Origin of the sequence: Staphylococcus ureilyticus (assembly GCF_002902235.1) — a bacterium.
GTDB lineage: Bacteria > Bacillota > Bacilli > Staphylococcales > Staphylococcaceae > Staphylococcus > Staphylococcus ureilyticus.
In genome coordinates this window covers 1-20,910 of record NZ_PPRL01000077.1, presented here as the reverse complement: position 1 = coordinate 20,910, position 20,910 = coordinate 1, and the positions used below count along the sequence as shown (strand labels likewise).

The window sequence follows — 20,910 nt, the reverse complement described above, 5'->3', positions numbered from 1 at the left end:
AGTTAGAAATATTGATATGTATACAGTTTAACATAACTTACAAATGATTGAAATACTGTTATACTATTACTAAAGTAGATAAATTAAATTATTAAAAAGGTAGGCATCAAAAAATGGAAACTTTATTTTCTGGTATCCAACCTAGCGGCATCCCAACGCTTGGTAATTATATTGGTGCGTTGAAGCAATTTGGTGAAGTCCAAGAAGACTATGATTGTTTCTTCTGCATCGTGGATCAACACGCAATTACAATTCCACAAGATCGATTAAAACTACGTAAACAAACAAGACAACTAGCAGCAATTTATTTAGCTTCAGGCATTGATCCAGAAAAATCAACATTATTTATACAATCTGAAGTGCCAGCGCATGTGCAAGCTAGCTGGATGTTAACAACTATTTCATCTATTGGTGAATTAGAACGTATGACACAATTTAAAGATAAAGCAGTAAAACAAACGGAAGGTATACCAGCTGGCTTACTTACATATCCTCCATTAATGGCAGCAGATATCGTTATTTATAACACAAACATCGTTCCTGTTGGAGACGACCAAAAACAACATATTGAATTAACTAGAAATTTAGTAGACCGATTCAATTCACGTTACAACGATGTTCTTGTAAAACCAGAAATACGCATGCCAAAAGTTGGTGGTCGTGTTATGAGTTTACAAGACCCAACGAAAAAAATGAGTAAAAGTGATGATAACCAAAAAAATTATATCTCATTGTTAGATGAACCCAATGTTGGCGCTAAAAAAATAAAAAGCGCAGTAACAGATTCAGATGGTATTATTAAATTTGATCGTGACAATAAGCCTGGCATTTCAAATTTATTATCTATCTATTCAAGTTTAACTGATAAAACAATTGATGAACTCCAAACACAGTATAAAGATTCTAATTATGGTGAATTTAAATCAGATTTAGCTGAAATTGTAAAAGACTTTTTAGTTCAGTTCCAAGAAAAATATGAGTATTATTTCAACTCAGATGAATTAGATACGATTTTAGATAATGGTAGAGAGAAAGCTCAAAAAGCTTCATTTAAAACATTAAAAAAAATGGAAAAAGCAATGGGCTTAGGTCGAAAAAGATAATCTAAAAATCAAAAAAATTGGCATACATCTCATTTTAAAACAGACCAATCCAAATTAAAGGATTAGTCTGTTTTTTTCAACTTTCGATACATATATTAATCTGGTTGTACTCAAATTTCATCATTCCTGCTACAACTATCCGCGTGATTTTAGCAAATTACAATTTTGTTTAGTTGATGAATGCTACATTAACACCGTAATTTTTGAAATATATCAATTTGGTCTTACAATATCAATAATCATTTATTGTCAGTTCTTCTGTTGGAAAGTAATTATTTAACAAGGATTAAAAATGTATGATATCAAAGAATACGCCACTCTCTATATAATGACATAGAAAGTGACGTATTTTCATTATTTCAATAAGTTGTACTCAAATTTCACTTTTCACTTCTTTTATTTCTTTTTACCAGTTTCACGGTCAATTGATTTATCAATGCTTACTTCTTTTAGCGAAGTATCACCACCAATTTGGTGATAGAATAAACCTTTGACTTGTGGATTGGTTAAATGTGCTTCCCCTTTTTGATATATAGGTGCTACAGGTGCATCATTGAGTAATAATTCTTCCGCTTCTTTCATCGCTGCATTACGTTCTTCCGGTTTTTTCAATAATTTACCATTCGCATCTTTAACGAGTTGGTCGTATTTTTTACTACCCCAAGCAGTATTATTTGAAGGATTACCTGTTGTCATAATTTCCAAGAATGTTAGAGGATCTGGATAATCTGGCCCCCAACCTGATAACGATGCTTCAAATGTTTCAGAATGTTCTTGATTTACTCTCTGTTTAAACGGTAATTGTTTAACTTTCATCGTTACACCTGGTAAATTCTTCTCTACTTCTGATTTTATATATTCTGCTGATACTTTTGATCCTGGTGTATCTTCAGTATTCATGGTAAACGTCAATTCTTTCACACCTAAATCTTTTTTCGCTTTTTCTAAGTGTTTCTTGGCTGCTTTCGGATTATATGCAAGTGGTGAATCTATAGATTCGGCAAAGTCTTTGCCGTCAGGTGTTTCTGCCGTTAATTTAGCTGTGAACCCATCTGTCGATTCAGATCCATTATTTAAAACTGAATTCACATAGCCTTCTTTATCAATCGCTTGTGAAATCGCAATTCGTAAATCTTTATTTTTAAATTCAGGTACATTATCTTGATTTAATTTCATATAGAACGTACTAGCTAACAAACGTTTTTTCAAACCAGGATTTCCTTGATATTTATCCACTTGGTCTGCACTGATAGTAGTATCATCTACAGAACCAGTGTCATAAAGTGATGCTCCTGCTTGCTGGTCTTTTAACACTTTATAATTTACACGGTCTAAATGAACTTTTTTCTTGTCCCAATAATCTTCATTTTTAACTAATTGAATTTTATCTTCAACTTTCCAATCTTGAACTTTGAACGGACCATTAAACACTGTTTTATCTGCAGTTGTAGCATATTGTTCACCATGCTTTTTCACAACTTTTTCTTTTTGAGGCAAGTATGTGCCAAATGCGAGCATTTCATTAATGTATGGTATTGGCTTATTTAGTTCAATTTTTAATGTGTGGTCATCTAACGCTTTTACACCTAATTTATCAACATCTTTTTTACCCATATTAATGTCTTCAGCATTTTTTAAGTCATACATTATGTAAGCATATTCTGAAGCTGTATCTGGATTGACAACACGTTTCCATGCAAAAACAAAATCTTGTGCAGTAACTGGATCCCCATTAGACCATTTTGCATCCTTACGCAATTTAATTGTCAAGGTCTTACCGCCATTACTTTTCTTTGGCATTTCTTTAGCGACACCTGGTTGTGCTTTATCATTCTTATCCAAAGTGTAAAGACCTTCATAGACTTGATTGAATAAATCAAAAGATACCGTGTCGGTCACTAGTGCAGAGTCTAATGAAGAAATATCTTGTGGTATCACTTTTCTAAATACTTGTCCTTTGTCCGAGTAGATACCTTCAGCACTGCTACATCCCGCTGTAATCACCGTTAAAGCTAATAAAACTATAAATAGTTTAATCCTTTTCATATTAATCCCCCTTCCCCTTATACTGATGGTGCTTGCATTTGAGATTTTAATGTTTCTGCTTCTTCATCCGTAGTAAATACAAAATGGCCAGGTTGTATTTCATTTAATGACCGTTGATTATTTTTGGATGTGTCTTCTTTATACACTGTTCTTTTTCGAGAACGTTCACTTTCAGGATCCGGTTGTGGTACTGCTGAAAGCAATGATTTCGTGTAAGGATGTAACGGATGATTGTATATTTCATCTGCAGAACCTAATTCGACAATTTTACCAAAATGCATTACTGCTATTCTGTCTGAAATATATTTCACCATTGAAAGGTCATGGGCAATAAATAAAAACGTAATATTGTGTTCTCTTTGCAACTTTAATAACAAATTAACGACCTGGGCTTGTATTGACACATCTAACGCTGATATTGGCTCATCTGCAATAATAAATTCTGGTTCTACTGCTAATGCACGTGCAATACCGATACGTTGTCTTTGACCGCCTGAGAATTCATGTGGATAACGATTGGCATGTTCCTTGCTAAGACCTACTGTTTCTAATAAGTTGTACACTCTTCTTTTTCGGTCTTTTGTCCCACTAGCTAGCTTATGAATATCTATCCCCTCTGCTACGATATCCATGACTTTTAACCTTGGGTTTAATGAAGCATACGGATCTTGGAAAATCATTTGCATCTTTTTATTAAACTTCAACGAATCTTTACGGTTTTTTATTTTTTGAATATCGATACCTTCATAAAGTATTTCTCCATCAGTTATATCATTGAGTTTAATAATGGCTTTACCAGTTGTAGATTTTCCACAACCAGATTCACCAACTAATCCAAATGTTTCCCCTTTATATATATCAAATGAAATATTTTCAACTGCACGCACTTCGTTACGCTTTCCTTCATTAAAATATTGTTTAACATTTTTCACTTGTAAAAGTATGTCTTTATTTTGCATCATCAAACGCCACCCTTTCTACTTGTTGCGGTTTATCGTAATTATTTGGCATCTTACGTAAACGTTTTTGTACCATTTCTGGTGGTTCAACATGAGGTGCACGCTCGTCAAGTAACCAAGATTTCACAAAATGTGTATCAGATATTTTGAACCATGGTGGCGGTGTTTTAAAATCCACATCTAATGCATATTGGCTACGTTCAGCAAACGCATCTCCTTTAGGTGGGTGTAATAAATCTGGTGGTGTACCTGGAATAGCTAATAATTCTGTTTCTGAACTAGTCGTTAAATCAGGCATCGATGATAATAGTCCCCAAGTATACGGGTGTTTAGGGTCATAAAATATTTCATCTACGTCCCCGGTTTCAACCATTTGACCACCATACATAACAGCTACTCTGTCTGCTATATTAGCAACAACACCTAAATCATGAGTGATGAAAACGATTGAAGTACTTATTTTACTTTGTAACTCTCTCATCAATTCTAATATTTGAGCTTGCATCGTTACATCAAGTGCAGTAGTTGGCTCATCAGCAATTAATACTTTAGGCTCACATGCAAGTGCTGTCGCAATGACTATTCTCTGTCTTTGTCCCCCTGAAAATTGATGTGGATAGGCATTAAAACGTTTTTCAGCGTTTGGTAAACCGACAAGGTTTAATATTTCCAATGCTCTTTTTTTCGCATTTACTTTATTGTAATTTCTATGTTTCATTAGTGGTTCCATGACCTGCTTGCCTATTTTCATTGTAGGATTAAGCGAAGTCATCGGGTCTTGAAAAATCATAGAAATATCTTTTCCTCGTAATTTAATTAATTCTTCTTCTGATTTTTGAGCTAAGTCTTCACCCAAGAAATTAATAACACCTTTTTTAATTCTCCCTGTATCACCTTGGAATAATTTCGTAATAGCTTTAGTTGTCACTGATTTCCCAGAACCTGATTCACCAACAATTGCTAGTGTTTCTCCTTTATCTAGAAAGAAATCCACGCCACGTACTGCTTGCACTTCCCCCGCGTCAATATCAAAGGAAACATGCAAATTGTTAACTTCTAATATTCTTTCTGACATAAAATGTTGCCCCCTTTTTATTTACGCATTTTCGGATCAAATGCATCACGTAATCCATCACTAAATAGATAGAAGAATAATATTAATAAACTTAAAATAATAGCCGGAATAAATAATTCATGTGGATGAATCAATAACATTGCGCGACCATCATTTACAAGTGAACCAAGTGATGTTCTTGGTGCTGGCACTCCAATACCAATAAAGCTTAGGAATGCTTCGAAGAAGATTGCATTCGGCACTGTAAACATAGATGTAACAACTATAACTCCTAGTGTGTTAGGTAATATGTGCTTAAATATTAATTTAAGTTTAGATGCACCTAATGTTTTTGAAGCTAATACAAATTCTTGACCTTTTAATTTTAAGAATTCCCCTCTGACAACACGACTCATTCCAATCCAGCCTGTGATTGCCATCGCTAATATAATCGTCCATATAGATGGTTCAAAGATTAACACGAATAAAATAACAACAATCAATGTTGGTATAGACGCAACAATTTCAATAATACGTTGCATCACATTATCAAGTCGTCCTCCAAAAAATCCTGAAATCGCGCCATAAATGACCCCTATAAAAATATCGAGCAATGCTGCAACAACACCAATAAATAATGATACTTGTGCACCTTGCCAAGTACGTGACCATAAATCTCTACCTAATTGGTCTGTACCAAACCAGAAATTTTCTTTCACTCCAGCTTCTTCATAGGCATCTTTACCTTGAGCACCTTCACCATCAAATGGTAAAAATGAAATTTGATCTAGCACAGGTATTTTAGCTGGTAAGTTACGTCTTTCAACATCTTGTTCAGCATAGTCATGCGCACTAAATAATGGCCCAATTAACGCTAAAATAATGATAATAATTAACCCTATCATACCAACTACCGCTAATTTATTACGCTTTAATTGTGTCCATGCATCCTGCCAAAAGTTTTTACTTTCTCGCTGTATTTCAGGCTCTTTTTCAATATCATTGTTACTTCTAATAAAATCTGATGCTGGTATTGCTTCTGAGGTATGTGACATAACTGCATTTGAATAATCTTGATTTAAATTTTCATTTTTATTATCAGCCATTATTTTTTACCTCCTTGTACACGTATACGTGGATCAATAACACCATATAATATATCTACAAGGAAAATAGAAACTATAAATAGTGTACTGAATAAAATAGTTGTCGCCATAATTACTGGGAAATCGTTCGTGGTAATCGATCTTACGAATTGATCCCCTAACCCTGGCACACCAAAAATATTTTCAATTGTCAAAGTACCTGTTAATATACTCGCCAACATTGGCACAATAATTGTAATTACTGGAATCAAGGCATTTCTTAATGCGTGTCCAAATAATACTCTCATTGTTGAATTACCTTTGGCACGTGCAAGTAAAATATAATCTGAACTTAACACTTCTATCATTTCTGCTCTTATGTATCTTGCTACCGTCGCTAAAACTGCTGCTGATAGTGCTAAAGATGGTAACACTGCTGTTGAAATACCTTCCCAACCTGCTACTGGGAACCATTGTAATCTTACTGAAAATACATATTGTAATAAAACAGCTAATACAAATGATGGTACCGATACTGCTATAACTGAAATTACTGTAGCTGTATAGTCAGCCCAGGTGTTTTGCCGGACTGCCGCAATGACCCCTAAAATCAGACCGAGTATGACACCAATCACCATCGCTGTTAAACCCATCTCTAAAGATGGTAATAACCTTGGTTTGATTAAATCCCAAACTGGCTGGTTATCATATTGGAATGAGTTACCAAAGTCCCCCGTAACAACATTCTTCAAATAACTCGCATACTGAACTGGTACTGGGTCATTCAAACCATATTTTTCATTTAGAATTTGCTTTTGTTCATCATTTAATTTTTCATCATTAAATGGTGAACCTGGCATAAGTTTCATCAAGAAAAATGTAATGGTAATGATAATGAATAATGACAAAAACATATAACTCAATCACTTTAAAACATATTTAAGCATATTGTATCCCCCTTTGAATCGAATTAAACATTCCCTTCACAATATTCAGAATATTTAATAACATTATACGTTTAGTTAAGATTTTAATCAATATTCTATTGCTTTACTTTATTAAAGAAATTAAAAATTAATTAATTTTAAACTTCTAATTAAATACTGTTGTTAACGAATTTATAGTAATTTTTATTCATTTTTTAGTTAACTTAAGTTACAATTAATTTAATTCTTTTTTGGGGGGCAACGACATGAAATATTTAAAACATCTCGTATTATTTTTACTTATTACACCTATAATTTCATTTATTTTATGGTTATTTTCAAACCATAATTGGATAAACTTTATTAATATTATATTCTATGTCTCTATCTTCTTAGCAATATTCTCTTTTATCATTTTGATTGTACAAGAAGGCGTTTTAGATCCTACAAGCTTTGGTTTTAGAAGATTAAAATATCAATTGATGAGAAAGAAACATAGAAGCTCGCTTGAAGATGATACGTTTTTTAAGCCTACTAAACCTAAAAAAGATATTTATATTGTTTCATCTTGGGTGAAAATTGCTTTTCTTTGTAATCTCATTTATGTCATTATCTCTATTTTAATATCATTTGCTATATAAAAAGACTGGATTAGTAATTGTATTTAATAACAATAACTAATCCAGCCTTTTTTTCTGTTGATTATCAATATTGGGATTACAGAAAAGTGCATAATAAAGTAGGATAAAGCCCAACAAAACAATGACTGCCACGTAGATAGACATCATCCATGGCAATATAAATGCGCCAATAATAAGTCCTAGCCGTGCTAAAATATTTCCGCCGTAAAATGAAACCATTGCAAATGTACTATACGTACTTCGTTTATCTTCAGGAATCATCAAGAATCGTTGTGCATTTTGTATAGGTGAATATATTAATTCCCCTAAAGTAGCCAAAATTGAAAATAAGCATAAAATCCAAAACGATGTTGCAGACGTCAATACACTGTATCCTAATGTATACAAGACAATCCCAATCATAAATGCAATTCTAGTCGAAGTCGCTGCGACAATTCTGTTGACAGTAAATGTTAAAGTGGCGACAACTACTGTATTAATAATCATAATGACCGTAAACATTCTGACACCATCTATATAAAAACCTAAAATCGATAATGGTTCAAAAGCATCTTTCAACCTTACCACGACATAAGAATTTAAACTCAATTCAGCCATGATGACCATCATATAGCCCAAATTTAGCATCATATAATATTTATCTTTAACTACATCTCGATAGCTTTCAAAAAAATGTTTAAACTTAGTCGTAACGTCGCCCTTTTTACTAATAACTTGTTTAACATCATAATACTTCTCAAATAAGTACCAACTTACTAACATAGCGACAAAGAAAAGAATAAATAATAAATGTTTATGCCCCAAATATAATAATGCACCTAACGCCATACCGATGGCTGTACCGATATTAAACATCCAATAATTGAGTTGATATACATATGCCCTAACATCTTCATATATAGCATCCATAATAGCCGCTTCAAATATAGGTTCACTTGCAGCAAATAATAATTGAAAAACAAAAATAGCAATACAAAATATAACTAAACCAGTACCGTCCATAGTAACCGTAATACTTAGAATAATTAGGCAAATTGCATATAAGAAGTGAATATAATTCACCGTTTTCTTCCTATTATAATTATCACCTAAATATCCACCTAAAAAAGACACTATAAAACTCACTATAATATTTATAATTAAAAATGTCCCTGCAAAAACTGCGTTCACCTTGCTCGTTAAATAAAGTGCTATAAAAGGCATGATGGCTTGACTTGCTATAATCAAGATAAAGTCTGCAATCATTCGTGTTTTCAAAGTTGTTGACAAAGTTGAAAAGCGTTTCATCTTGACTGCCTCCTTTTGAAGTAAATATAAAGCACATTATACACTAGGTGCACACTATAAATATACAATATATCAAATTTAATTATGTATTTTACTATTAAAATATATATTATTTAAAAATTAAAACTATCTTCAATCGATATCATCGCTTATTCATATCATTCCGTATCTGTTAAATAATTTCAGCCAAAATAAATAAGGCTGGACAAATGAATTGTCTCAGCCTTTTATCATTACATATGATTTAGTCGTTAAATTTTTTCAAAACAAGGACGGCATTATGGCCACCAAATCCTAAACTATTACTCATAGCGTAAGTAATATCTAAATCTTCAGCTTTATTTGGAACAATGTCTAAATCACACTCTGGGTCTGGAGATTCAGCATGGATGGTTGGCGCGATGCGGCCATCTCTAATAGATAAAGCAGAGAAAATGGCCTCTAAACCACCTGTTGCACCTAATAAGTGACCAGTCATTGATTTTGTAGAGCTAATTTTTAAGTTTTTAGCTGCTTCACCAAATGTATTTTTAATCGCTTGAATTTCAGTCAAATCGCCAACTGGCGTACTCGTACCATGAGCATTTAAATATTGAATATCTTGGGGCTCAATGCCTGCATCATCAATCGCTGCTTGCATCGCACGTGAGCCGCCTTCGCCTTCAGGTGCTGGAGCTGTAATATGATAAGCATCACCTGTTGAACCATAACCAACTACTTCAGCATAAATTTCTGCACCACGTGCTTTGGCTGACTCTAAAGATTCAAGTACAACAATACCTGCGCCTTCTCCCATTACAAAGCCATCGCGGCCTTCTTGGAATGGTCGACAAGCTGTTTCTTTATCTTCATTCGTTGTTAAAGCACGGCTTGCACTAAAGCCTGCGATTGCCATATGTGTAATTGGCGCTTCAGTACCACCAGTAACCATAGCATCGGCATCACCGCGTTGGATAATCTTGAAAGCTTCTCCAATTGAGTTTGTACCTGTAGCACATGCTGTAACCGTAGCACCATTCGGCCCTTTTGCACCTAAATCAATAGATACTTGGCCTGTAGCCATATCAGGAATTAACATCGGAACAAAGAAAGGACTGACACGTCTAGGGCCACGCTCTAGCAATTGGCTATGTGATAATTCAAATGTTTCCATGCCACCGATACCTGAGCCAATCCAAACACCAATTCTATTAGCTGTATCTTCATTAATATCTAGTTTTGCATCCTTAACCGCTTCTCTTGCAGCGACTACTGCATACTGTGTGAATCGATCCATACGACGCGCTTCTTTTTTATCTATATGATCTTCAATATCAAAGTCTTTTAATTCACCAGCTAAATGAACTTTATATGCTGATGTATCTATACGTGTTATTTCATCTATACCACTAACACCATTTAGTGCATTTTTCCATGAAGTTTTTGCATCATTACCGATTGGTGATAAAACACCCATACCAGTAATGACGACACGATGTTCCTTGCTCATATATTATCCTCCTATTTTCCCCATCTTATTGTTACAGCACCCCAAGTAAGACCGCCACCGAATCCTACTAGTACTAAAACATCATCATCTTTAATTTTACCATTTTCTAATTCTTGTGCGATACTTAATGGAATTGAAGCTGCAGAAGTATTACCAAATTTATCCACTGAGACGCTCATTTTTTCTTTAGGTATACCTAATCGTTCTCTTGCAGATTCCATAATTCTAATATTCGCTTGATGTGGCACAAACATATCGATATCGTTTGGTTCTAAATTTGCTTTTGCAACTGCATTATTAGAGGCTTCACCCATGATTCTAACAGCAAATTTAAACACTTCTCGTCCATTCATAAATATCTTACCATTTTCTGGATTTAAATATAAATATTCGCCTCCAGAACCGTCTGATCCAAGTTCATAACTTAAAATACCTCGGCCTTCAGACACTTCGCCGATAACGACTGCACCAGCACCATCACCAAATAAAATAGCGGTTGAACGGTCTGTGTAATCTGTGATTTTAGATAATTTATCTGCACCTACAACTAAAATATTTTTATAATCGCCTGATTGTACGAATTGTTTAGCGTTAATCATTGCATACATGAAACCACTACATGCAGCTAACTGATCCATAGAAGCAACCTTTCCGATGCCAAGTCTGTCTTGTAATATGTTAGCCACAGTTGGAAATGGAAAATCTCCTGTAGATGTTGCAACAATAATCATATCTATGTCCGTTGGTTCAATACCAGCATCATTAATAGCTTTAACACTTGCTTGATAAGCTAAATCAGACGTCTCTTCATCTTCATCAGCCCATCTTCTTTCTTTAATACCTGTCATTTTCGAAATCCATTCATCTGAAGTTTCTAAAAACGATTCAAAATAGGCATTCTCTACTACTTTTTCAGGCGCATATGCGCCGAAACCTTTAATACCCACGTTCATGGTTGTACACCTTCTTAATAATTTTTTAATACCAGGTATTAATTTAACATAATACATAATTCCAATACAAGAACTTCACCTGGTATACTCATTAAAATCACATTTATTATTATAATTTATAGTGAAAATTAGTACAATTAAAATCTACACTTTATAACTTACTACTATACAAATATCACATTCTTATTTATAATAAATGTATATATATTAAATTGGAGGCATTACATAATGAAATACCTCGCAGTGTTATTTTGGTCTATTGTCTTATTACAAATGGTAAATTTCGTGCTTAACAGTCTTTCAGGTGGGGGCGCACTTAATTTGATTACCCCTATTATTGGTGCTATTGTATTTACAATCATTGTCGTATTATTTGACTTGATTATTAAACCTTCAAAGCATGAAACGAAAGAACAACACTAATTATTTATCGCATACACATTTTTAAGAAGCGTTCGAAACGAAAATATCTCGAACGAATTTAAAAAGGCAATCTCTAAGTTATCAATTTAGAGATTGCCTTTTTTTGCTATAGAAAATTTCTAAGATTTTAAATGTACTAACTTTTTAATTAATCCAACATTAATGTAATAGTAGCCCATAAATGAATTTCTCCAAATCATTTATGGGTATATTTTAATAGCGATGATGCGCAAACACTATTTTCTATTTATTTCTTCTTATATCATTTCTGGTTTAATTTCTTCAAATGTTAAACCATCATCAGATAAATCTATTTTTATTAACGTACCTTCTGGTAGATTTTCTCTAATCATTTTGCGTGCAAGTGGTGTTTCAATTTGTCTTTGAACAAATCTTTTAAGTGGTCTTGCACCAAATTGTGGTTCATATGCTTCTTCACCTAACCAAGTCTTAGCTTTGTCAGAAACTTCAATTGAAATACGTTGTTCCATCAGTCTAATGTTTAATTGTGTTAAAATTTTATCAACAATTAAACTCATATCATTTACAGATAATGGTTTAAATAATACGATATCATCCATACGATTAATGATTTCAGGTTTGAAGTATTGATTTAAACTATTCATAACTGCTTTTTCTGTTGATTCAGTTATTACACCTGTATCTTTTACATTTTCTAATAAAATTTGTGAACCTATATTACTCGTCATGATAATTATTGTATTTTTAAAGTCTACTTCTCGACCTTGTGAATCAGTTAAACGACCTTCTTCTAATATTTGAAGCAGCACATTGAACACATCTGAATGTGCTTTTTCTATTTCGTCTAACAGAATGACTGAATAAGGATTACGTCGTACTGATTCAGTCAGTTGACCGCCTTCTTCATGTCCAACATAACCTGGAGGCGCACCTATTAAACGTGAGACAGAATGTTTTTCCATATATTCACTCATATCAATACGAATCATATGTTTTTCTGAATCAAATAAAGTTGATGCTAAAGATTTCGCTAATTCTGTTTTACCCACACCAGTTGGGCCTAGGAATAAGAAGCTGCCAATGGGTCTGTTAGGATCTTTAATTCCAGCACGTGCTCTGACAACTGCGTCTGCAACCAAATCTACAGCCTTATCTTGTCCCACAACACGTTCATGAAGTATATCAGATAAGTTCAAGAGTTTTTCTCTTTCAGTTTCAACTAATTTTGATACTGGAATGCCTGTCCAAGAACTAACAATATCACCAATTTCTTCATCGGTAACAATTTCACGAATGATGCGGTCATTGTCTTCATTTTGTTCATTTTGGAAAGCATCTTCTAATTCACGTAATTCTTTTTCTAATTGTGGAATTTTACCGTGCTGTAATTCTGCTGCTTTTTCTAAATTGTAGTTGTTTTCAGCATCTTCTAATGCTTTTCGATTTTCATCTAATTCTGAACGTTTCTCTTGCAACTTAGCTATTTTTTCTTTTTCTTCTTCAACACGTGATTGAATAGAACTTTGTTTTTCTTTTTCGTTCGCTAGTTCTTCTTGTAACTCTTGTAAACGCTGTTTACTAGCATTATCAGATTCATTTTTCAATGCCGACTCTTCAATTTCCAGCTGCATAACACGACGATTCACTTGATCTAATTCTGTTGGATTTGAGCCCATTTCAGTACGTATCGTCGCACATGCTTGGTCTACTAAATCTATTGCCTTATCCGGTAAGAATCGATCTGTAATATACCGATCTGATAATTCAGCTGCTGCTACTAATGCTTTATCTTGTATACGAACACCGTGATATACTTCGTAACGTTCTTTCAAACCACGTAAGATAGAAATTGTATCTTCTACATTAGGCTCAGATACATTTACTTTTTGGAAACGACGCTCTAAAGCTGAGTCTTTTTCAATATATTCTCTATATTCATTTAATGTAGTCGCACCAATACAATGTAGTTCACCACGAGCTAACATCGGTTTAAGCATATTACCTGCATCCATAGCCCCTTCAGTTTTACCAGCACCTACAAGCATATGAATTTCATCAATAAACAAAATAATTCTGCCGTCAGAGTCTTTGACTTCTTTAAGTACTGCTTTCAATCTTTCTTCGAATTCTCCTCGATATTTAGCTCCAGCCACAAGTGCACTTAAATCAAGTTCAAAAATTGTTTTATCTAACAATGATTCTGGCACATCTTTACGAACGATACGTTGCGCTAACCCTTCGACGATTGCTGTTTTACCTACACCTGGTTCACCAATCAAAACAGGATTATTTTTAGTTTTTCTACTTAATATACGGATTGAATTACGAATTTCTTCGTCACGACCAATGACAGGGTCCATATTTCCTTGACGTACTTCTTCAACTAAGTCACGACCGTATTTTTCTAAAGCTTCATAATTTGCTTCTGGATTTTGTGATGTCACGTGATTGCCTCCTCTAACTTTTTTAATAATTTCTTCAATAACTTCTTTTTTATTTGCTACAAATTGTTTAGTCGTATCATCTATATCAATAGCAGCTAATACGATGTGTTCCATAGATATATATTCATCTTCATATTTTTTCATATAAGATTCAGCTTTATTTAATAAATTGTTAGCATTTTGGCTTATATATTGGCCATATTGGACATTATCTCCTTGAACGGATGGATATTTTTTAAGCTTTTCTTTATATGATTGATCTAATTTATCAGTGTCTATATGCGCTCTATCAAAAATACTTTTAAATAAACTTTCACTTTCTGTTAATGCCGCTGATAATACAGCTTCAATTTCAATATTTTGATTTTCATTTATTTTAGCCAGTTCAATAGCATTTTGTAATGTACTTTGGACTGCATAGGTCATTTGATTGATATCCAAATTGATTCACCTCACCATTTAATGATTGATCAATAAAGTAAGTTTGACTTTGACTTTCTTTGACCTTATATATATTATATTACGCTTCTCGGTAATAATCAACAATAAAGGGTTGGTTTTTCAATTATTTTAATTGGCTTTGAACGCTTATTATATCATAACTTTTACCAGATACTTATATGTTAAAACATCTAGATAAATAATATAAAGCTATTAAATTCTATAGCAATATTTATATTTTCAACAATAGGACATTCCTCATTACTATAAAGCTATGTTAGCATTATTGTAAATATACAAGATTGGAGGTTATCTATATGAAAGATGTAATCAAAAAACCAACGCCGCCGTTTAATAAACAGACAGCTTTAGAAAAAGTTAAATTGGCGGAAGATGCATGGAATACCAGAGATCCTGAAAAAGTATGTCTCGCATATACACTTGATTCACAATGGAGAAATCGTAATGAGTTTTTTGAAGGCCGAGAAGCAATCAAATCTTTTTTATATAGAAAATGGAATAAAGAACTTCATTACAAATTGATGAAAGAATTATGGTGTTACACCGATAACCGTATTTCAGTTAGATTTGAGTATGAATGGTATGATGCTTCAACAACTCAATGGATGCGTACCCATGGTAATGAACATTGGGAATTTAATAGCCATGGACTCATGACTAGAAGGGATATGAGCGCAAACGATTACCCAATCAAGAAACAAGATAGAAAGTATTAATATCAACTATGCTAATTCATTAATGGTAAATATATGTCATTTAAAGTACATCTTCAAATGACAGTTTTCTTTATAGATGTTCAAAAGCAAAGTAAACGCCAATTTTAACAAAAATTGGCGTTTACGCGTTAGTTAAGCTTCATTGATTTCATATTTCTCTAAGTTTTTAATTTATTTTGCATTGCTAGCTATATGTTTTAAAATTTCATCCGTCAATGCCTCTACACCTTTTGGTTCTAAATGAATACCGTCTGGTGCAAAGTATTCTGTATGATTTTCAGAGCGTTTGTACCAATCAACAAGCGTTACATTCTTGTGTGTGTTTGCAGCATCTGTCATCAATTTATTCACATGGCCTTCATAACTTCTCGGAACTCTCGTATTCACTAAATAAATTTGAGCATTCCCGAATTTATTGATTAACGTATCTAATTGTTCTTTACTAAAATCTCCATTTGTACCAAGCTCTAGTACAATTTTATCTGATTTTTTATTAAACGAATGATAATGTTTTTCTACAAGTGGAGCGACATCGTAAAGATTACGACCAACCTCACCATCAATTTGTGCATTGGGCACCCTTTTTTTAAAATTCTCACCAATATCAACCATCACTGAGTCACCAATGAGCAGTGGTTTAATATTTGTAAAAACTTCTGATTTGGAGGTTTTTTTAGCATTTGATTTACCAAAAAAGTTTACATCATCAATTGGTATAGGCCTCACTATTTGTTTATCAAATTCATTAGTCTTAAACGTAGTTTTTTTATCTGAAACCATATCTTTCCCTAATTTATCAAAGCTACCAGCTAAAACAAATAAACTTGGAATCATAAAAATTAATAAAATAGCTGTTCTTACTAATGGTATTTTTTTGTTTAATTTTATAGAAAGTGCTTTGAAACCTTTTTTTCTAAAAGGCGTTTCAATATAACGATACGATAATTCTGCTAAAATAATTGTCAATATGATATCTAATAAGTACACATAACTCGGTAATTGTCCATCAACGTAATATGAATGTACAAAACTAATCACTGGAAAATGCCATAAATATAAGCTATAGGACCTTTTACCTATCATAACAAAAATAGGATTTCCTATGACTTTAGCAAAGTAACCTGATGGATGAACAACACTCATTATGACAAATAATGTCATTACAGATATTAAATAAAAACCACCATTATAAATCCAATCGCTATTATCATTAACTTTATAAAAAAGTAAAAGCAAGATGAAAATACCAAAAACACCAATACCATCTATGATATGCGTTAATGTCTTTTTCGGATGTTTTTTCAACTTGAACGGAGGCCATAAAAACGCTAATATGACGCCTAATAACATAGTTTGAAGTCTTGTATCTGTACCAAAATAAACTCGAGAATGAGACATATGTGGTTGTGAAATGCTTATCATCACTAGTAAAGAAATTAACGAAATAATCCAAAATATCAAAACAACATTACGATATTTTTTAAAAGCTAATAAAAGGAATATAAAAAGAATTGGAAAAACTATGTAAAATTGCTCTTCAATTGCTAAAGACCACAAATGTTTTAATGGCATGAAAGCAAATTGTTCAAAATAATTGACATCTGTAGCGATGTACCACCAATTTGAAAAGTAAAAAATTGCTGCTATTGCATCTTTTTTAATATTAATAATTTCGTCTGGTTTTAATACCAGTGTTACCACAATGACAACAAATACTAAAGTTAATACTGCAGGTATCAATCTTTTAAAACGTCTTATCCAAAAGTTTTTTAAATTAATTATCCCTGTTTCTTCATATTCATTTAACAGTAAACTAGTAATTAAATATCCCGAAATAACAAAAAATGTATCAACACCTAAAAACCCACCGGTTAACCATTGCTTATTTAGATGGTAAATAATAATACCAATCACTGCAATTGCCCTTAAACCATCTAAACCTGGCATGTATCGCGTGCTACGTTTCACACGACAATTTTCAAGATTATTGTTCATTTTCCCACAAACTTTCCTAAAATTACATAAACATCTATTTTATTCACCTAGCCATTGTAATACTAATGTAATACAACTGCAATTATTTTAATGAATTGAGCGATAGAAATAAATAATTTTAAAATAGCCTGACACAAAGTGGGTATATGTTGTTTAAATAAAAAAACTAGCTTAAGTTAGCAATACGTATCTCATCGCATTGTTACTTAAACTAGTTCTCTAATCTATATATTAACCTATGCCTAGCGCTATTTTTGCATAGCGTGACATCATTTCTTTACTCCATGGTGGACTCCAAACAATATTTACTTCTGTATCTGAAATCTCTGGAATTTCTGCTAAGACCATTTTTACTTGGTTCATAATTTGCGGTCCAAGCGGACAACCCATAGAAGTTAACGTCATTTCCACTGTACATAAACCTTCATCATCAACATCTACGTTATATACTAAACCTAAGTTTACAATATCGATTCCTAACTCAGGGTCTATGACCATCTCTAAAGCATTTAGTATGCTATCTTTTAATCCTTCGTCCATACTTTTCACCTCTTCGTATTTAATCATACTAACAATATATCAAATATCTTACAAAACGCCAATAAAATGCTATGATGTTCATACATCATTTATTAAATTCAAAGGAGATTTACATGAGTTCTTATTTAATTTGTTTAGACTTAGACGGAACACTATTAAACGATGACAAGAAAATTACACCTTATACAAAAAAGGTTTTAACTACATTGCAAAAGCAAGGACACAAACTAATGATAGCAACAGGCAGACCATACAGAGCCAGTCAAATTTATTACCATGAACTAAATATGGATACTCCTGTAGTTAACTTTAATGGTGCATTCGTTCACCATCCAAAAGATGATCATTTCCAAAATAAACATGAAGTACTGGATTTAGACTTATCACATGAGATCATTCAGTCACTGAACAACTTTGGTGTCTCCAATATTATTGCTGAAGTAAAAGATTATGTTTTTTTAAATAATTTTGACCAAAAATTATTCGATGGTTTTTCAATGGGAAATCCTAAAATTGAAACTGGTGACTTACTTTACTCCTTAAATGAATCGCCTACTTCCATTTTAGTTGAAGCTGAAGAATTTATGATTCCTAGAATCAAACAAATGCTAACCCGTTTCTATGCAGAAAATATTGAACACCGAAGATGGGGCTCACCTTTCCCAGTAATCGAAATCGTAAAACAAGGAATTAGTAAAGCTAGAGGCATAGATTATGTGAAAACTTATTTAGATGTAGACAGAAACCATATTATTGCATTCGGCGATGAAGATAATGACTTAGAAATGATAAAATATGCAAAACATGGTATTGCTATGGGAAATGGTTTAGATGAACTAAAACATGTAGCCAATCATGTGACTTATTCAAATAATGAAGATGGCATTGGTCGCTATTTAAACGATTTCTTTCATTTAAATATATCGTATGAAACAGTAGTAGAATCACATATTTAAACACTAAATTTATAGGGGGCAATATACTATGAATAAAATTGTAGTGGTGGGTGCTGTTGCTGGAGGTGCAACCGTTGCTAGCCAAATCAGAAGACTAGACCATGAGAGTGAAATAACTGTTTTTGAAAAAGATAGAGATATGAGTTTTGCTAACTGTGCACTACCTTATTATTTAGGAAATATCGTAGATTCAAGAGACAAATTATTAGAAGCTACACCCGAGTCTTTCTATGATTCTAAAAAAATTGTTGTTAAACCTTATCACGAGGTAACTGCAATTAATGACAAAGCGCAAACAATTACTGTTTATAATAAACGTGACAATACAACGTTTGAAGAAGATTATGACACTTTAATTTTAAGTCCAGGGTGCAGTGCGAATACTTTAAACTTAAACAGTGATATCAGTTTTACATTAAGAAATATGGAAGATACTGATGCCATTGAAAAATTTATAGAACAGCAAAACGTTAAAACTGCCCTTGTCGTTGGTGCAGGATATATAGGTTTAGAAATATTAGACAATTTACACCATAGAGGTATCGAAAGCACATTGATACACCGTTCAACTCATGTAAACAAGTTAATGGATAGCGATATGAATCAACCCATTTTTGATGAAATGGAAGCGAGAGATATCAATTATCGTTTAAATGAAGAAATTCAATCAGTGGATGGTAATACAGTTCATTTCAAATCTGGTAAAGTTGAAAACTATGATTTGATTATTGAAGGGGTTGGAGTAAAACCTAATTCCGAATTTATTCAATCATCAAATGTAAGTTTAGACAGTAAGGGTTATATTCCAGTAAACGATCAGTTCCAAACTAACATTGAAAACATTTATGCTTTAGGTGATATTATTACTTCACATTATCGTCATGTGGACTTAAATGCACACGTACCATTAGCATGGGGTGCTCATAGAGCAGCGAGTATTATAGCAGAACAACTAGCTGGTAATGCATCTATACACTTTAAAGGTTACTTGGGTGCAAATATTGTAAAATTCTTTGATTATACGTTTGCCAGCGTTGGCGTAACACCACAAGAATTAGATAACTTTGATTACGTAATGGTAGAAGCTAACCAAGGAGAACACGCGGGCTATTACCCAGGAAATACTAAGTTACATTTACGTGTTTATTTCGATAAATCAAGCAGACGCATTATTCGAGCTGCTGCAGTAGGAAAAAATGGTGCAGATAAACGTATAGATGTTTTATCTATGGCAATGTTGCATAAGTTGACAATAGATGAACTTACTGAGTTTGAAGTTTCCTATGCCCCACCTTATAGTCGACCAAAAGATATCATCAATATGATTGGTTATAAAGCGCGCAACAAATAATTTCAGCTAATTTAATACGTGAAAATAAAAAGCGGAGACAGCTTAATGTCTCCGCTTTTTATTTTACATACCAAACATTTGTGTGATTGGGCCTTGCGGTAAAATAACCCCAATAATGATAGTGATTATAATAACTGCAATTGTGCTCCACATCATACCATGACTTGCTTGTCCTTTTTTTCGTTTTGTAACTGTAACTTCCATTAATGCTACGACAGCCACACCACAAATCATTTTCAATGTTAATAACATGTGCCCGCCTGAATTTCCATCACCAAATGCTTGAATCCAAATCCAGAATCCTGAAATTAAGACTAAAACCATGAATAACCTTAATAACATATGAATTGGTTTAAAATAAGGTGTCGCACCTTGCTTTTCTGAGAAATTAAAATAAGCAGCGAAAAACAAGATAATTAGCAATACCCAACTTGCAATATGCATATGTAACATATTTAATACCCCCACACTATTTTTACTTTATAAAAATATCAATAC

The 20,910-nt window shown here is 32.9% G+C and carries 18 protein-coding genes; 6 read left to right on the top strand and 12 right to left on the bottom strand.

Translation table 11 applies throughout. From position 1 onward, the window contains the following. The first annotated feature begins 113 nt into the window (after positions 1 to 113). A complete protein-coding gene (gene trpS, locus CD150_RS07975; protein ID WP_046208056.1) occupies positions 114 to 1,103 on the top strand; it encodes a tryptophan--tRNA ligase in 990 nt (329 codons plus the stop codon). A gap of 396 nt (positions 1,104 to 1,499) precedes the next feature. On the opposite strand, the gene CD150_RS07970 is transcribed toward trpS, so the two are convergent. Genes CD150_RS07970 through opp3b form a run of 5 tightly spaced genes read right to left on the bottom strand, consistent with a single transcriptional unit; the run spans position 1,500 to position 7,161 of the window. Then, complete coding sequence (locus CD150_RS07970) at positions 1,500 to 3,149, bottom strand: peptide ABC transporter substrate-binding protein (protein ID WP_064209429.1); 1,650 nt, start codon at positions 3,147 to 3,149, stop codon at positions 1,500 to 1,502. Positions 3,150 to 3,166: 17 nt separating this feature from the next. Next, complete coding sequence (locus CD150_RS07965) at positions 3,167 to 4,108, bottom strand: ABC transporter ATP-binding protein (protein ID WP_150822840.1); 942 nt, start codon at positions 4,106 to 4,108, stop codon at positions 3,167 to 3,169. Beyond that, on the bottom strand, positions 4,098 to 5,183 hold the full coding sequence (locus CD150_RS07960) for an ABC transporter ATP-binding protein (protein ID WP_103161475.1): 1,086 nt from the start codon (positions 5,181 to 5,183) through the stop codon (positions 4,098 to 4,100). The genes CD150_RS07965 and CD150_RS07960 overlap by 11 nt, the downstream gene beginning before the upstream one ends. Positions 5,184 to 5,200: 17 nt before the next feature. Continuing rightward, a complete protein-coding gene (gene opp3C, locus CD150_RS07955) occupies positions 5,201 to 6,268 on the bottom strand; it encodes an oligopeptide ABC transporter permease (RefSeq protein WP_046208052.1) in 1,068 nt (355 codons plus the stop codon). Then, entirely contained in the window at positions 6,268 to 7,161 is an 894-nt protein-coding gene (gene opp3b, locus CD150_RS07950) for an oligopeptide ABC transporter permease (protein WP_103161476.1), read from the bottom strand. Before opp3b ends, opp3C begins: the two co-directional genes overlap by 1 nt. Before the next feature lie 278 nt (positions 7,162 to 7,439). On the opposite strand from opp3b, the gene CD150_RS07945 reads away from it, so the two are divergent. After that, positions 7,440 to 7,814: a DUF3899 domain-containing protein gene (locus CD150_RS07945; RefSeq protein WP_073342615.1), complete on the top strand. Its 375-nt coding sequence runs from the start codon at positions 7,440 to 7,442 to the stop codon at positions 7,812 to 7,814. A 36-nt stretch (positions 7,815 to 7,850) separates the two neighbouring features. Here CD150_RS07945 and CD150_RS07940 read toward each other — a convergent pair whose 3' ends face one another. From CD150_RS07940 to CD150_RS07930, 3 genes are all read right to left on the bottom strand, one after another. Next, positions 7,851 to 9,101 (bottom strand): MFS transporter, encoded by a 1,251-nt coding sequence (locus tag CD150_RS07940; protein WP_064209432.1) that lies wholly within the window; start codon positions 9,099 to 9,101, stop codon positions 7,851 to 7,853. A gap of 244 nt (positions 9,102 to 9,345) precedes the next feature. Next, on the bottom strand, positions 9,346 to 10,590 hold the full coding sequence (gene fabF / locus CD150_RS07935) for a beta-ketoacyl-ACP synthase II (protein WP_073342619.1): 1,245 nt from the start codon (positions 10,588 to 10,590) through the stop codon (positions 9,346 to 9,348). An 11-nt stretch (positions 10,591 to 10,601) separates the two neighbouring features. Continuing rightward, positions 10,602 to 11,543 (bottom strand): beta-ketoacyl-ACP synthase III, encoded by a 942-nt coding sequence (locus CD150_RS07930; protein WP_040030149.1) that lies wholly within the window; start codon positions 11,541 to 11,543, stop codon positions 10,602 to 10,604. A 228-nt stretch (positions 11,544 to 11,771) separates the two neighbouring features. Here CD150_RS07930 and CD150_RS07925 point away from each other — a divergent pair, with 228 nt between their 5' ends. Continuing rightward, positions 11,772 to 11,966 (top strand): YjzD family protein, encoded by a 195-nt coding sequence (locus tag CD150_RS07925; RefSeq protein WP_046208047.1) that lies wholly within the window; start codon positions 11,772 to 11,774, stop codon positions 11,964 to 11,966. Positions 11,967 to 12,223: 257 nt separating this feature from the next. On the opposite strand, the gene clpB is transcribed toward CD150_RS07925, so the two are convergent. Further along, on the bottom strand, positions 12,224 to 14,833 hold the full coding sequence (gene clpB, locus CD150_RS07920) for an ATP-dependent chaperone ClpB (RefSeq protein ID WP_064209434.1): 2,610 nt from the start codon (positions 14,831 to 14,833) through the stop codon (positions 12,224 to 12,226). Between the two features lie 317 nt (positions 14,834 to 15,150). Between clpB and CD150_RS07915 the strand changes: the two genes are divergently transcribed. Then, complete coding sequence (locus tag CD150_RS07915) at positions 15,151 to 15,570, top strand: nuclear transport factor 2 family protein (protein ID WP_064209435.1); 420 nt, start codon at positions 15,151 to 15,153, stop codon at positions 15,568 to 15,570. A 171-nt stretch (positions 15,571 to 15,741) separates the two neighbouring features. Here the strand turns inward: CD150_RS07915 and CD150_RS07910 are convergent, their stop codons facing one another. Further along, positions 15,742 to 17,565, bottom strand: a complete 1,824-nt coding sequence (locus CD150_RS07910) for an acyltransferase family protein (RefSeq protein ID WP_070038093.1) — start codon at positions 17,563 to 17,565, stop codon at positions 15,742 to 15,744. Between the two features lie 231 nt (positions 17,566 to 17,796). Further along, complete coding sequence (locus CD150_RS07905; protein ID WP_019469047.1) at positions 17,797 to 18,105, bottom strand: metal-sulfur cluster assembly factor; 309 nt, start codon at positions 18,103 to 18,105, stop codon at positions 17,797 to 17,799. 113 nt (positions 18,106 to 18,218) lie between these two features. Between CD150_RS07905 and CD150_RS07900 the strand changes: the two genes are divergently transcribed. After that, a complete protein-coding gene (locus CD150_RS07900) occupies positions 18,219 to 19,061 on the top strand; it encodes a Cof-type HAD-IIB family hydrolase (protein ID WP_046208043.1) in 843 nt (280 codons plus the stop codon). A gap of 28 nt (positions 19,062 to 19,089) precedes the next feature. Continuing rightward, on the top strand, positions 19,090 to 20,412 hold the full coding sequence (locus CD150_RS07895) for a CoA-disulfide reductase (RefSeq protein WP_103161474.1): 1,323 nt from the start codon (positions 19,090 to 19,092) through the stop codon (positions 20,410 to 20,412). A gap of 63 nt (positions 20,413 to 20,475) precedes the next feature. Here CD150_RS07895 and CD150_RS07890 read toward each other — a convergent pair whose 3' ends face one another. Beyond that, positions 20,476 to 20,865, bottom strand: coding sequence for a YisL family protein (locus tag CD150_RS07890; RefSeq protein WP_046208041.1), 390 nt, complete (start codon positions 20,863 to 20,865; stop codon positions 20,476 to 20,478). Positions 20,866 to 20,910 lie beyond the last annotated feature (45 nt).